Raw genomic sequence first — 12,710 nt, forward strand, 5'->3', positions numbered from 1 at the left:
GCCGCCCCAGCCCAGCACCGGCCCACCCGTCGGCGCCGCTTCACCGACGGCGGACGCAGAACATACAGGAAGTGCCATGCGCGAACTCATCCCCTCCGGCGACCTCCGCGAGATGCTGCTGCCACCCACCTACGGGCGGCACATCACCCGGTCCACGGAGTTCACCGTCCTGTCAGTTGAAATCTGGGCCACCGGCCTGGTGGTGAACATCCACCTGGCATCCGGCGGCGGTCCGGAACCACGCATCATCCTCCAGGACCACTTCGGCACAGAGTATTCATTTCGGGATTCCGCCACCCTCGGATCCCGGAACCTGCAGGTGTTCACCCCCTCGGTGCCGCCTGGAACCAGAAGCCTGACGGTGAGGTCGGCTGATGATCCGAATGGACGACAGGTAGTAACCTTCGCCGTCCCGCTGAGGGCCGTGCCAAGCGAACTGCAGCCTTCACAGGACGGCGGCTATCCGCCGCCTGAGCTCCGCCGCCCTGCGTGACAGGTCCGGTCCTGACGCGGCATTACCAGCGCAGCCATAACCGGCCCGGCCACCAACCCGTACGCACCATCGAGCCCCGCTAGTTCAAGGAGAGGTTGACACCATGCAGGACACCGCAGGATTCACTCCCAGCACCGCCATCGTCACCGCATCGGACTCCGGTATCGGCAAGGCCACCGCCGTGGCCCTCGCGCGGGCGGGGATGGACGTGGGCGTCACCTGGCACTCGGACAAGGCGGGGGCGGAAGGCACGGCGGAGGAGATCCGCGGGCTGGGGCGCAAGGCCGTGGTGCGGCAGCTGGACACCACCGAACTCCGCTCCGCCGGCAGCGTGATTGAAGAACTGGCTGACGAGCTGGGCGGCGTGGACGTTTTCGTCAACAACGCGGGCACCGGCGAGAGCACCAAGTTCCTGGACATGGACATTGACCGCTGGACGGAAACATTGGATACCAACCTCAACGGGGCCTTCGTGTGCCTGCAGGCGGCCGCCCGCCGGATGGTCCGGGCCGGCAAGGGCGGGCGGCTGATCGCGGTTACCAGCGTGCATGAATTCCAGCCGCGGGTGGGATCGTCCGCCTACGACGCCTCCAAGCACGGCCTCGGCGGACTCATGAAGACGCTGGCCCTCGAGCTTGCGCAATATGGGATTACTGCCAATACCGTTGCCCCGGGCGAGATCGCCACCCCCATGACCGGGCAGGAGGACGAGGATCCAACGTCCAAGGACAGGCCTGGCGTCCCGGTCGGCAGGCCCGGTGATGCCCGGGAAATTGCCGCCGTGATCGCGTTCCTCGCCTCGCCCGCCTCCAGCTACGTCAACGGCGCCTCCTGGCCAGTGGACGGCGGCATGCTCCAAATGGGGCCGCAGGCAGGGTCGCACATCACCAGCCACGAGTGGCGCGAGGGCTAGAGGCTATCCCGCACTCGACGCACTTCCCGCCCGGATTACGAACTCAGCAAACGCTTTCCAGGCGGCTGCTGGCATGATGGTCGCATGCGCATTCTTATTGCTCCGGACAAGTTCAAGGGTTCCCTGACGGCAGCCGAGGCCGCTGCGGCCATCGCCGAAGGCGCGCTGCGGGTGTACCCGGACGCCGTGGCCACGCAGTTCCCCATCGCCGACGGCGGCGAAGGCACGCTCGAAGCGGCAGTGGCTGCCGGTTACGAGGAGCGGCTGAACGCCGTCGTGGGACCGATCCTGGCGCCCCTTGGAGCCGCATGGGCCCTGCGAAAGGATGACGGCGGAAGGGTCACCGCCGTCATCGAGACGGCGCAGGCCTCCGGCCTTGCGGACATGGAGCCTACCCCGGAGAACGCCCTCCGCGCACACAGCTATGGCTGTGGACAGCTGATCGCGGCTGCCCTGGACGCCGGGGCCACGGAGATAGTGCTGGGACTCGGCGGATCAGCGATGACCGACGGCGGCAGCGGTGCCCTGCGCGCCCTGGGCCTGAAGCCGCTGGACTCCGCCGGCAACGTGGTGCCCCTCGGCGGCGGCTCACTGGCCGACGTCGTCGCGCTTGACGCCAGCGCCCTGGACCCCAGGCTTGCAGCGACCACCTTCCGCATCGCCGTCGATGTCCGCAACCCCCTGTATGGGCCGGCGGGCGCGGCGCATGTCTTCTCCCCGCAGAAGGGCGCGGACCCGGACGCGGTGGAATTGCTCGACGCGGGGCTGCGTAACTGGGCGTCCGTTCTCCGCGAAGCCACGGGCCGGGACGTGAACGTCCCGGGGGCCGGCGCCGCCGGCGGGTTCCCGGCCTCGTTCCTTGCCTTTACCGGCGCCACGCTGGAAGGCGGCTTCGCGCTGGTGGCCGGGCTCACCGGCTTGGCCGCGCAGCTCGGCACGGCGGACCTGGTGATCACCGGTGAGGGCTCCATGGACTCTCAGTCCCTGGCCGGAAAAGCTCCCATCGCCCTGGCTGACGCCGCCCGGGAGCGCGGAATTCCCGTGATTGTGGTGGCCGGCCGCATCCTGGTCACGCCCGAGGACCTCGCGGGACATGGTGTAGTGGCCGCCGCGCAGCTGCTGGACGTGGCACCCAGCCCGCAGGACGCCCTTGCCAACGCCGCCAGGTACCTGGCCTGGGCAACAAGCCAGGTACTTGAGGGCGCGTAGGCAGCTAAACGATGGTGGTGTTGCGGCGGCGCCGCCAAACCAGCACCACTATCAGCGTTGCCAGAGCTATCCCGCCGATGACCCAGGGGGCGAAGTTGAGCCGGGTGGACTCATTCTGTGCCGATTCGCCGGTTCCCGGGTTAGCCGGGCCCGTGGAGGCGGTATCCCCGGGAGAAGGCGTGGGAGATGAAGCAGTCATCGCCCACGCCCCTCCGGAGGATCCCGACCCCGTCTGCACAGCGGCCGTTGCGGAACCCCCGGCCGGCGACGCGTGTGCCGCCCCCAGCGGCAGTGCCGGCGCCGAGATGATCAGCAGGGCAAAGAAAGCACTTCTCAGGATGTTTCTCATACAATTTTCCTTTCGTTGGGAGCAGACCCGGGACTGACCGGGGTCACTTCTGTTTCAAATTGGCTGGTGCCGCCTCTGCTGCAGCGCGCCTGTTCAGGTGGATGGGGACGAAAACCAGGAAGATAACCATCACTGCCATCAGCGCTCCGCCGGCGGTGATCCCTGCCGAACGTCCGGCCGTCACGTCAAAGACCAGGGCTGCCGTTCCCGCGCTCAGCAATGCGATGCCGGCAAGGGTCAACTTGGCGATGGTGTCTCCGCTGGAAACCAGTGTTTCCTTGAGTCGCTTGCGGAACAGCCGCCGGTGCACGCTGACCGGCAGGAGGATGAGTGCAGTGGTCAGCGCGGCGATGACGACGTTCGTCAGGTAGAGGTTCACCTGAAATTCATCCAGGTCTTCAAACCGCTCCTGGAAGGGCAGAGTCAGCAGGAAGCCGGCCAGGATCTGCACGCCCATCTGCAGGACCCGCATCTCCTGAAGCAGCTCAGCCCAGTTGCGGTCCAGCTGTTCCTCACGGGTTTCGTTCCTGCCCGTTCGGCCCGTGTAATCCTCCACCTCGGACATCGCATCTCCTTCCACTGCCGCCCCCCGGGGGTTTCTTTCTACTCTTTCCCTACCCAGAAGCAAGGCAGACGTTGCGCCAAAGCCAACATTTGATAAGTTTACTGATTATTCGAACTGGGCGGTGGACTTCGTTCCTCCGGCCGGGATAGCTTCGAGGAGCCGGTGCATGGCGGAGCTCTTCGAAAAACCGACACAGTGAGCAGGCGGACTATGAGCGACACACAGAAGCAAACAGACCAGCCAAAGGATCCGCGGGGCGGCTACCACTCGGGCCCGTTCCCGGAACAGGAACAGAAGCAGCCCGGCCTCACGGCGCCAATGGAACCCAAGCCTGACCATGGAGAACTCAGCTACGAGGGCCACGGAAAGCTGCAGGGCAAGGCCGCGCTTATCACCGGCGGTGACTCCGGCATCGGCAAGGCCGCAGCCATAGCCTTTGCACGCGAGGGGGCCGACGTCGCCATCTCCTACCTCCCGGAAGAAGAGGAGGACGCCCAAGACACCGCCGACTGGATCCGGAAGGCCGGCCAGCGTGCCCTCCTGTTCGCCGGGGACGGGCGCGAGGAGGAATTCAGCACGCGTATCGTCGAGGAAACCGTGTCCGAGTTCGGCCGGCTTGACGTCGTGGTGCTGAACGCCGCATACCAAAAGAACCGTGAAAGCCTGGAGACCCTGCCCACCGAAGAGTTCGACCGGGTTTTCAAGACGAACCTGTACTCGCTGCTCTGGACGGCGCGGGCCGCTGTTCCGCACCTCAAGCCAGGCGCCTCGATCATCACCACGTCGTCGGTCCAGGCCTTCAGCCCCTCCCCGGGCCTGATCGACTACGCCATGACCAAGGCCGCCCAGGTGGCGTTCACCAAGGCACTGGCCCAGGAACTTGGTCCCCAGGGGATCAGGGTGAACGCAGTGGCTCCGGGGCCCATCTGGACCCCCTTGATTCCCGCCACCGAATGGCCCGAAAAACTCCCGAAGTTCGGCCAGGACACGCCGCTGGAGCGCGCGGGCCAGCCGGCCGAACTGGCCGCAGCATACGTGTTGCTGGCGTCGGAGGACGGCTCCTACATCTCCGGGGCGGTGCTGCCGGTGACCGGCGGCAAGGCGCTCTGACAGGCCACCTTCGCAGTTCAGCTCCATCCAACGCACAACAGGAGGAACCATGACGCAGGAAAACCAGCACGCACAGCCGGAAACGGACCCGGGCGGTTACGGCACTCCCACCGCCGAACAGGAACTGGGCGGGGTCCAGGGTTTGGCAAACAGCCCACAGGCCGGTGGAAGCGGTGACTCGGACAGCGTGGGAACCAACGAGCCGCAACAGGGAACCAGCGAGGACCCTGTGCCCCGGGACGTGGACCTTCCCTCAGGGGAAGCCGACCTCGACGAGTCCAACGACGACTCCCGGGGATCTGCTCCGGTCTCCTCTGAACCAGGGCAGGAAGCTGCGGGGATTCCTGACGGCAGCGGCAACGACCTCCCTGAGGAGAAGTCACCGAACGACGACGGCGGCGAAAGCTTCGACGCCGGCTGAGCACGTGCGCTGACAGCGTGCCTGCTGAACGGCACACCAGAAGGCCTCCGTCCCGATTCGTTAAGGATTTCAGGGCGGAGGCCTTCGGCGTGCCGGGCATACATCCCGGCCACGTGGGTACGGGAACGACGAATACATTCGCTAGCTATGCCGATGCAGGCGCCAGGAGGGTGGGCGTGAGCGCAAGATCATCAGAACAATGGGCGCGCCGCAGTCATGTGCCGGACGATGTGGACGTGGACGTGCTGCTGCCCACGTGCAACCGTCCGGCAGAACTCGCCGTGACCCTCGCGGGACTTGCCGCACAGACTGAGCCGGCCTTCGCCGTCGTCATCAGCGACCAGTCAACGGGCACCCCAGGCTGGGAACATCCTGCCGCTGCCGCCATGGTGCGGATCCTCGAAGCCCAGGGCCGGCCGGTCAGCCTTCTCCGCCACCTGCCGCGGCGTGGCCTGGCCGAACACCGCCAGTTCCTGCTGGAGCAGTCAACCGCGGAGAAATGCCTCTTCCTGGACGACGACGTCTGGCTGGAACCCGGAGCGCTGGACCGGCTCAGCATCGCCCTGGACAAGCTGGACTGCGGATTCGTGGGGATGGCACCACAGGGGCTGTCCTACCTGGATGACAGGAGGCCGGAGCAGACGGCGGTCTTCGAGGCGTGGGACGGGCCTGTTACGCCCGAACGCATTCGCCCCGGGGAGCCGGGGTTTGACCGCTGGCCTCTCCACAGTGCCGCTAACCTCAGCCACCTGGGCGCCGATCTGTCCCTGCAGCCCGGCGAGTGGGTTCCCTACCGGGTGGCCTGGCTGGGCGGCTGCGCGATGTACCGGCGGGACGCGCTCAACGCCGCCGGCGGATTCAGCTTCTGGTCCAGATTGCCGGCGAACCATGCAGGAGAAGACGTCGTGGCGCAGTGGCAGGTGATGGAAAGGTTCGGCGGCGCTGGGATCCTGCCGTCCGGAGCCGTCCATCTCGAGGCGCCCACCACGGTGACGGACCGGCGGGTGGAGGCGTACGACGTCGTGCTTACCCGGGAGCAGGCGGGCTGATTCCGCACTGCCCCTCCCTTGGAGGGCGCACGGGACGTATTCTGTAAATACAAGGTTTTGCAGTAGGCCGCAGCGCTCGCAACAAGGCGTGGATAATGGCCGCTGAACCCGCAGGGCAGCTCGGCTGGGGCCCCCTTCCAGTACCTCCGGAACAGGTTTTCGACAGCAAGGACGTCGAAACCTACCTCTGGGAAGTCACGCACGACTTCATGGTGGACATCAAGGGTGACCAGCGCGGCATCAGCTGGGCCGCCACTCTCTTCCGCCTGGGGAAGGCACGCACCGTTGCCGCCAGCACGGAAAAGGCACGCGAGGCGGACCGGGAGCAGTGCTCCTTCGCGGACGGGCCCGTCATGGAGGCCCTCCGCAGCGGTGAATTCGTACTGTTGTCCGATGTCAGCAGGGACCGCCGCTGGCCCGGCTACGCCAATGCGGCCGCCGGCCACGGTGTCCAGTCGCTCCTGTCGATGCCCATCGCGTCCGAGGGCGGAACCAGCGCCGCCATCAACCTGTACGCAGCCTTTCCGCACGCCTTCACCAGTGACGACCTGCTCCGAAGCAGCAGTTATGCGCGGCAGGTGGCACGTGCGCTGCGCGTGGTGGTCCGGGTTGCCGAGCGTGCCGAGGCGACAGCGGGAATCGCCGTCGTACAAAGCTCCTTGGTCCTGGTTGACCTGGCGGTGCGCAGCCTCATGGATGAATACGGGCTCAGCCGCGAAGGCGCCCTCCGGTTCCTGCAGACCCAGGCGCTGCACCACGAGCTTGACCTGCGGGGCGCTGCCCTCAACATCGTTGCGCCCGGTCCCGGTCCCGGGCATGAGCAGCGGGCCCGTGCCGCGGACGCCGGCAGTGGGCCCTCCGGACTGGGGCAAGGAACCCCCGACGGCGTGGCGGCGGACTTTCGCCTGGTGCCTCCTGCCGAACTGGACCACCAGGCGGACGAGCAGCGCCGCGCTGCAGGCGGAGCGGACACGGACCCGCCGCCGACGGCGGAAGGGAGGACGGCATGACTGCGGAGAAGCAGGAGCAGCGGCCGGAAGAGGTTCGGGTGCAGCTGCACGAGCAACTTGGGGACCCGCAAGTGCAGCGTGCGGAACAGGAGTTTGGAATCGGGCAGCATCCGTGGCACCGTTTTGTAGCGCTCGGGGATTCGTATACCGAAGGCGTGGGAGACCCGGAACCGCGCAGCCTGGGCGGGCTCCGGGGCTGGGCTGACCGGGTGGCGGAGGAACTGAGCGGCAGCCAGCCGGACTTCGCCTATGCCAATCTTGCAGTCCGGGGAATGCTGCTCCAGCAGATCCTGGACCGGCAGCTGGATTCGGCGCTGGCCCTGCGGCCGGACCTGGTGGCTATGTCCGGCGGCGGAAATGACATTATCTTCCGGCGCGGCGACCCGGACAAGCTTGCTGACAAGATGGACCAGGCGGTGCAGGTACTGGCCGGGACCGGGGCTGCCGTGCTCCTCTTTGCCGGGCCTGATTGGGGCAATACGCCGGTGTTCAGCAAGATCCGCGGACGCGCGGCGGTCTACAACGAACACCTCCATGCCATCGGAGCGCGGCGGCATGCCATCATGGTGGATCTGTGGTGCCTGCCGGAACTCCAGCATGCGCTGATGTGGGACCCGGACCGGCTGCACCTCTCGCCGCTGGGGCACCACAGCGTAGCCGTCGCCACCCTCAACGCCCTCGGCGTGGACCACCCCCTCCAACCCCTGCAACCGCGGCCCCTTCCCGCGCACGGATGGAAACATGCCAGGGCGGAGGACCTGGTGTGGGCACGGCAGTATTTTGTTCCGTGGGTGTTAAAACGCCTCCGGCCGCACCCGGTTAACGAGGAGGCGCTGGTGGCAAAGCGGCCGCAGCCCTCCCCGGTGTTCGGACTGGGCCGGCCGGGACCCTTCCCGTCCGGCCATCCCGCCGCGAGGCTGCAGGGAAGGGAACAGTTCCCATCAGCCCATGCGGAGAAGCCGGGCCAGACAGCCCGTTCCACCCGCAGGCTGGACAACCCCGGGAAGGTGGCGTGAGCGGCGCCTAACGCTTTTTCGGGGACCGCTTGGCGGCTGCGTTGACTGCTGCCTTGACCGCCGGCGGAAGGCCGGCCTGCTCCGTCTCGGGCTCGGCTACGGTTCCGCGTGTCTTCGCGATGGCCTTCATGCCGTGGTAGATCACCAGGGCCGCGGCAGACCCCAGCGCGATGCCGGTGAACTTGAGGTCGCCGATGGTCCAGGTGTAATCCGCGATGCCGATGATCAGCGCCACCGCCGCGGTGGTCAGGTTCACCGGGTTCGAGAAGTTCACCTTGTTCTGGACCCAAATCTTTACGCCCAGGATGCCGATCATTCCGTACAGCATGGTGGCGGCGCCGCCCAGCACGCCCGGCGGGACTGTGGCGATCAGTTCGCCGAATTTCGGGGAGAAACTCAGCAGGATGGCGAAGATGCCTGCCACCCAGTAGGCCGCCGTCGAGTACACCTTGGTCGCCGCCATCACGCCGATGTTCTCGGCGTACGTGGTGGTGCCGGAACCACCGCCGACGCCGGCGAGCACGGTAGCGGCGCCGTCGGCCATCAGCGCACGCCCGGAGACGCCGTCGAGGTTTTGCCCCGTCATGGCCGCAACAGACTTCACATGGCCAATGTTTTCAGCCACCAGCACCAGGACCACGGGCACGAACAGGCCCAGGACGCCGATGTGGAACTCGGGAGTCTGGAAGTGCGGGAGCCCAACCCAGGCGGCGGCCTCCATCTTTTCGTAGCTCACCTCGCCGCGGAGCATTGCCACGAGGTAGCCAACCACAACACCCACCAGGATGCTGAGCCTGCCCAGGATCCCGCGGAACAGGACGCTGACCAGGATGATGGTGGCGAGGGTGACGATGGCGGTAATGGGCGCGGCGTCGAAGTTTTGTTTTGCGGCGGGGGCCAGGTTCAGGCCGATGAGTGCCACGATGGCGCCAGTGACAATGGGCGGCATGAGCCGGTTAATCCACTCGGCACCGAACTTCTGCACGATCGCGCCCACCAGCGCGAGGACCGCGCCGGCCAGCACCACGCCGCCGAGCGCTCCGGGCACGCCGAACTGCTGCTGCGAGGCCATGATGGGAGCAATGAAGGCAAAGCTGGAGCCGAGGTAGCTGGGAACCCGCCCTTTGGTAAGCACCAGGAAAAGCAGCGTGCCGATGCCGGAGAAGAACAGGGTGGTGGCCGGCGGCATGCCGGTGATGATCGGCACCAGGAACGTGGCACCGAACATGGCCACCACGTGCTGCATGCCCACGCCGACGGTCAGCGGCCAGGCGAGCCGCTCATCGGGAGCCACCACGTGGCCTGGCTTGATGGACTTGCCGGTGCCGTGCAGCTTCCATTTGATTCCGAGCATGCTCATGGGCGGAGGCCTTTCAAGGGGGTGCCGCTGAGGGCGAAAAATGACTGGGACCAGAATACCGCCCGGCTCCTGCCGCGGTCTGCTGTGGCAAACGTCACCCAGCCTCACGGGAAGAGGCCCTGGCTGGTTGAAGTTGCAAGTATCGAAAGCAACGAGGCCACCCCGGGCAAGCGGGGAGGCGCAGCGAAAGGTAACGCCATGACCATAGCCCACCAAGAAGCAGTCATCGATCCGGCCGCCGTCGATGCCATTTTTGCCCAGGCCCGCACCGCCAATTCCTTCACCGGAGAGGTGACAGATGAGCAGGCACAGGCCATCTACGAATTGACCAAGTTCGGCCCCACCGCCTTCAACTCCCAGCCGCTGCGCGTGACGTATGTCCGCTCGGACGAGGCCCGCGCCAAGCTGGTGGACACCCTCATGCCGGGCAACCGAGCCAAGACCGCCTCCGCCCCGCTGGTGGCCATCCTCAGCTATGACACCGACTGGGCAGGGCAGTGGGACAACTTCCTCCCCGGCTACAACGCCCCCAAGGCCATGTACGACGCCAACCCCGAGCTGGCCGCCGCCACGGGCAACAACAACGCCCACCTGCAGGCCGGCTACTTCATCCTGGCCGTCCGCTCGCTCGGCTTTGCCGCCGGCCCCATGACCGGCGCAGACTTCGGTGCCATCGACGAGGCCTTCTTCCCGGCCGGCGACCAGAAGAGCTTCCTGGTGGTCAACATTGGCCTTCCTGCAGAGAACGCCTGGGGCGAAGCCAAGCCCAAGTTCGCCTACGAGGACATCGTCCGCACCGTCTAACCCCCGGACGCTCTCTCACTTAACGCGCCCTTTTTGCTGACGCTCGCTCACCCGCGAGAGAGCGTCAGCGGTTAAACCGCGTTAAGTGAGAGAGCGTCGGTTTCTAAGCGGCATCAAGTGAGAGAGCGTCTGTGGGGGAGTGGGAGACTGGTGCTATGCCGATGCGGAACCTGATCTTCGTGGCGTTCGTCGAGCCGGTGGCCGAATGCGGGGTTTTCCCGCGGACGGAATGGCCGCTGCACGTCACCCTGGTGAGGTTCGACGTCGACAGTCCTGCAGGTGCCGACCCCGCCGAACGCGTCGCCGGGCTGGCTGAGCCTCCGGCGCTGGCAGCCCTGGGTACGCAACTGTCGGTGGGGGAGGACGCGGGGTTCGGCCGCAACGGCTCCGTGCCGGTGAGCCTGGTCCATCCGCAGCCGAACCTGCAGACCCTGCACGAGCAGTTGGTTACCGCAGTTGAAGGCCTCCGCGGCAAAGTACTGACACCCGCCCACACAAGGTCCGGCTACCGGCCCCACGTCTCACATCATGGTGACAAGCGGCTGAACCCGGGCGACGCCGTCGTGCTCGACCGGATCGCACTGGTGGACATGGCGCCGGACGGTGACCGCACCGTCCGGCGCATCCTGAAGATGTGGACCCGAGCCGAAGCAGAAGCTTAGGCGATGACGCTGTCCACCAGCGCTTTGGCTTCGGCCTGGACCTGCTTGAGGTGCTCCTCGCCCTTGAAGGACTCGGCGTAGATCTTGTAGACGTCCTCGGTGCCGGACGGGCGGGCAGCAAACCACGCGTTCTCCGTGACCACCTTCAGCCCCCCGATGGACGCGCCGTTGCCGGGGGCCTCCGTGAGCTTGGCGGTGATCTCCTCGCCTGCCAGGGACGTGGCGGTAACGTCGGCTGCGGAGAGCTTGCCCAGCTTCGCCTTCTGCTCACGGGTGGCGGCGGCATCGATCCTGGCGTAGACGGGAGCGCCGAACTGGTCGGTCAGGCCCTTGTACAGCTGGGACGGGGACTTGCCCGTCACAGCGGTGATTTCCGAGGCAAGCAGGGCCAGCAGGATGCCGTCCTTGTCCGTGGTCCAGACGCTGCCGTCCTTCTTGTTGAAGGAAGCGCCGGCGGATTCCTCGCCGCCGAACGCCCCTTCGCCTGACAGCAGGCCGGGCACGAACCACTTGAATCCAACGGGTACTTCCACGAGCTTGCGGCCCAGGCTACCGGCCACCCGGTCAATGATGGAGGAAGACACCAGGGTCTTGCCCACCACGGAGGCAGGGTTCCAGCCGCTGCGGTTCCGGTAGAGGTAGTCGATGGCGACGGCGAGGTAGTGGTTGGGGTTCATCAGGCCACCGTCGGGGGTGACAATGCCGTGCCGGTCAGCATCTGCATCGTTTCCGGTGGCTACATCGAAGGCCGGCTGTCCTGATGCCGCTGCGTCAGACATCCGCTGGATCAGCGAGGCCATGGCCGACGGGGACGAGCAGTCCATGCGGATCTTCTCGTCCCAGTCCAGCGTCATGAATGCCCACTGCGGGTCCACGGTGGGATTTACCACGGTGAGGTTCAGGTGGTGCCGTTCGGCGATTTCGCCCCAGTAGTCAACGGAGGCACCGCCCATGGGATCTGCGCCGATGCGGACGCCGGCCTCACGTATGGCGTCTAGGTCCAGGACGGAGGGGAGGTCATCCACGTAGCTGCTGAGGAAGTCGAATTTGCCGGTGGTGTCAGCGGACTGGGCATCAGCCAGCGGGATGCGCTTCACCCCGCGAAGGCCATTTTCGAGCAGCTCATTGGCGCGGTTGGCGATCCAGCCCGTGGCATCGGAGTCGGCAGGTCCGCCGTGCGGCGGGTTGTACTTGAAGCCGCCGTCCGCCGGCGGGTTGTGGCTGGGGGTGACAACAATTCCGTCTGCCTGCGGCGCACCGGGGCCGGCGTTCCGGTTATAGGTCAGGATGGCGTGGCTCAGGGCCGGGGTTGGGGTGTAGCCGTGGCGGGCGTCGATGAGGACCTGGACTCCGTTGGCGGCCAGCACCTCGAGCGCCGAGTTCTGAGCCGGCTCGCTCAGGGCATGCGTGTCCTTGGCGAGGAACAGCGGTCCGGTGGTGCCCTGCCCGGCGCGGTATTCCACGATTGCCTGTGTGATGGCGACGATGTGTTTTTCGTTGAACGACGCCTTGAGGCTGGATCCACGGTGTCCCGAGGTTCCGAATACCACCCGCTGGCCCGGATCACCCAGGTCCGGGCTGATGTCGTAGTACGCATCGAGGAGCGCAGAGATGTCAACAAGGTCCTGGGGTTGGGCGATTGTGCCCGCTCGGCTAGCCATGCCACCAGCATGCCAGACGGCGGCCGGAGTCAAAACGACCGGCCCGGTATCCGGACTCCTGTGTCCGGCCTCTGATCGAAGAACGTCA

Annotated in this window: 14 protein-coding genes; 10 read left to right on the forward strand and 4 right to left on the reverse strand. The window is 66.4% G+C overall.

Features of this window, described 5'->3' with window-relative positions; genetic code table 11:
• Positions 1 to 76 precede the first annotated feature (76 nt).
• The 3 genes from FDW81_RS02025 (at position 77) to FDW81_RS02035 (ending at position 2,615) form a co-directional block, all read left to right on the forward strand.
• Entirely contained in the window at positions 77 to 493 is a 417-nt protein-coding gene (locus FDW81_RS02025; RefSeq protein WP_138132458.1) for a hypothetical protein, read from the forward strand.
• 103 nt (positions 494 to 596) lie between these two features.
• The gene (locus FDW81_RS02030) at positions 597 to 1,406 is read left to right on the forward strand and encodes an SDR family oxidoreductase (protein ID WP_138132459.1); all 810 of its coding nucleotides are present in this window, start codon (positions 597 to 599) and stop codon (positions 1,404 to 1,406) included.
• An 84-nt stretch (positions 1,407 to 1,490) separates the two neighbouring features.
• Positions 1,491 to 2,615: a glycerate kinase gene (locus FDW81_RS02035; protein ID WP_138132460.1), complete on the forward strand. Its 1,125-nt coding sequence runs from the start codon at positions 1,491 to 1,493 to the stop codon at positions 2,613 to 2,615.
• Between the two features lie 4 nt (positions 2,616 to 2,619).
• Here the strand turns inward: FDW81_RS02035 and FDW81_RS02040 are convergent, their stop codons facing one another.
• Together FDW81_RS02040 and FDW81_RS02045 are read right to left on the reverse strand one after the other, a co-directional pair.
• On the reverse strand, positions 2,620 to 2,964 hold the full coding sequence (locus FDW81_RS02040; protein ID WP_138132461.1) for a LuxR family transcriptional regulator: 345 nt from the start codon (positions 2,962 to 2,964) through the stop codon (positions 2,620 to 2,622).
• Between the two features lie 43 nt (positions 2,965 to 3,007).
• On the reverse strand, positions 3,008 to 3,529 hold the full coding sequence (locus tag FDW81_RS02045) for a DUF6328 family protein (protein WP_138132462.1): 522 nt from the start codon (positions 3,527 to 3,529) through the stop codon (positions 3,008 to 3,010).
• Between the two features lie 210 nt (positions 3,530 to 3,739).
• On the opposite strand from FDW81_RS02045, the gene FDW81_RS02050 reads away from it, so the two are divergent.
• The 5 genes from FDW81_RS02050 (at position 3,740) to FDW81_RS02070 (ending at position 8,135) form a co-directional block, all read left to right on the forward strand.
• Positions 3,740 to 4,639: an SDR family oxidoreductase gene (locus FDW81_RS02050; protein ID WP_138132463.1), complete on the forward strand. Its 900-nt coding sequence runs from the start codon at positions 3,740 to 3,742 to the stop codon at positions 4,637 to 4,639.
• Positions 4,640 to 4,688: 49 nt separating this feature from the next.
• Positions 4,689 to 5,060, forward strand: a complete 372-nt coding sequence (locus FDW81_RS02055) for a hypothetical protein (RefSeq protein WP_138132464.1) — start codon at positions 4,689 to 4,691, stop codon at positions 5,058 to 5,060.
• Positions 5,061 to 5,236: 176 nt separating this feature from the next.
• Positions 5,237 to 6,109, forward strand: a complete 873-nt coding sequence (locus tag FDW81_RS02060; RefSeq protein ID WP_240719846.1) for a glycosyltransferase family A protein — start codon at positions 5,237 to 5,239, stop codon at positions 6,107 to 6,109.
• A gap of 95 nt (positions 6,110 to 6,204) precedes the next feature.
• Complete coding sequence (locus FDW81_RS02065; RefSeq protein ID WP_138132465.1) at positions 6,205 to 7,119, forward strand: GAF domain-containing protein; 915 nt, start codon at positions 6,205 to 6,207, stop codon at positions 7,117 to 7,119.
• On the forward strand, positions 7,116 to 8,135 hold the full coding sequence (locus tag FDW81_RS02070) for an SGNH/GDSL hydrolase family protein (RefSeq protein WP_138132466.1): 1,020 nt from the start codon (positions 7,116 to 7,118) through the stop codon (positions 8,133 to 8,135). Before FDW81_RS02065 ends, FDW81_RS02070 begins: the two co-directional genes overlap by 4 nt.
• Positions 8,136 to 8,142: 7 nt before the next feature.
• Here the strand turns inward: FDW81_RS02070 and FDW81_RS02075 are convergent, their stop codons facing one another.
• Positions 8,143 to 9,495, reverse strand: a complete 1,353-nt coding sequence (locus tag FDW81_RS02075; protein WP_138132467.1) for a uracil-xanthine permease family protein — start codon at positions 9,493 to 9,495, stop codon at positions 8,143 to 8,145.
• Between the two features lie 198 nt (positions 9,496 to 9,693).
• Here FDW81_RS02075 and FDW81_RS02080 point away from each other — a divergent pair, with 198 nt between their 5' ends.
• On the forward strand, positions 9,694 to 10,299 hold the full coding sequence (locus tag FDW81_RS02080) for a malonic semialdehyde reductase (RefSeq protein WP_138132468.1): 606 nt from the start codon (positions 9,694 to 9,696) through the stop codon (positions 10,297 to 10,299).
• A gap of 161 nt (positions 10,300 to 10,460) precedes the next feature.
• The gene (locus tag FDW81_RS02085; protein ID WP_171027090.1) at positions 10,461 to 10,961 is read left to right on the forward strand and encodes a 2'-5' RNA ligase family protein; all 501 of its coding nucleotides are present in this window, start codon (positions 10,461 to 10,463) and stop codon (positions 10,959 to 10,961) included.
• Here the strand turns inward: FDW81_RS02085 and pgm are convergent.
• Positions 10,958 to 12,622: a phosphoglucomutase (alpha-D-glucose-1,6-bisphosphate-dependent) gene (gene pgm, locus FDW81_RS02090; RefSeq protein ID WP_138132470.1), complete on the reverse strand. Its 1,665-nt coding sequence runs from the start codon at positions 12,620 to 12,622 to the stop codon at positions 10,958 to 10,960. The two genes, FDW81_RS02085 and pgm, sit on opposite strands and share 4 nt — an antisense overlap.
• Positions 12,623 to 12,710: the final 88 nt, after the last annotated feature.

Source organism: Pseudarthrobacter sp. NamB4, assembly GCF_005796185.1.
Taxonomy (GTDB): domain Bacteria; phylum Actinomycetota; class Actinomycetes; order Actinomycetales; family Micrococcaceae; genus Arthrobacter.

What these genes read in the sequence shown, in the direction of transcription:
- FDW81_RS02075 (WP_138132467.1), bottom strand. Translation starts at nt 9,495, where the DNA reads ATGAGCATGCTCGGAATCAAATGGAAGCTGCACGGCACCGGCAAGTCC.
- FDW81_RS02080 (WP_138132468.1), top strand. Translation starts at nt 9,694, where the DNA reads ATGACCATAGCCCACCAAGAAGCAGTCATCGATCCGGCCGCCGTCGAT.
- FDW81_RS02025 (WP_138132458.1), top strand. Translation starts at nt 77, where the DNA reads ATGCGCGAACTCATCCCCTCCGGCGACCTCCGCGAGATGCTGCTGCCA.
- FDW81_RS02085 (WP_171027090.1), top strand. Translation starts at nt 10,461, where the DNA reads ATGCGGAACCTGATCTTCGTGGCGTTCGTCGAGCCGGTGGCCGAATGC.
- pgm (WP_138132470.1), bottom strand. Translation starts at nt 12,622, where the DNA reads ATGGCTAGCCGAGCGGGCACAATCGCCCAACCCCAGGACCTTGTTGAC.
- FDW81_RS02070 (WP_138132466.1), top strand. Translation starts at nt 7,116, where the DNA reads ATGACTGCGGAGAAGCAGGAGCAGCGGCCGGAAGAGGTTCGGGTGCAG.
- FDW81_RS02065 (WP_138132465.1), top strand. Translation starts at nt 6,205, where the DNA reads ATGGCCGCTGAACCCGCAGGGCAGCTCGGCTGGGGCCCCCTTCCAGTA.
- FDW81_RS02055 (WP_138132464.1), top strand. Translation starts at nt 4,689, where the DNA reads ATGACGCAGGAAAACCAGCACGCACAGCCGGAAACGGACCCGGGCGGT.
- FDW81_RS02050 (WP_138132463.1), top strand. Translation starts at nt 3,740, where the DNA reads ATGAGCGACACACAGAAGCAAACAGACCAGCCAAAGGATCCGCGGGGC.
- FDW81_RS02030 (WP_138132459.1), top strand. Translation starts at nt 597, where the DNA reads ATGCAGGACACCGCAGGATTCACTCCCAGCACCGCCATCGTCACCGCA.
- FDW81_RS02040 (WP_138132461.1), bottom strand. Translation starts at nt 2,964, where the DNA reads ATGAGAAACATCCTGAGAAGTGCTTTCTTTGCCCTGCTGATCATCTCG.
- FDW81_RS02045 (WP_138132462.1), bottom strand. Translation starts at nt 3,529, where the DNA reads ATGTCCGAGGTGGAGGATTACACGGGCCGAACGGGCAGGAACGAAACC.
- FDW81_RS02035 (WP_138132460.1), top strand. Translation starts at nt 1,491, where the DNA reads ATGCGCATTCTTATTGCTCCGGACAAGTTCAAGGGTTCCCTGACGGCA.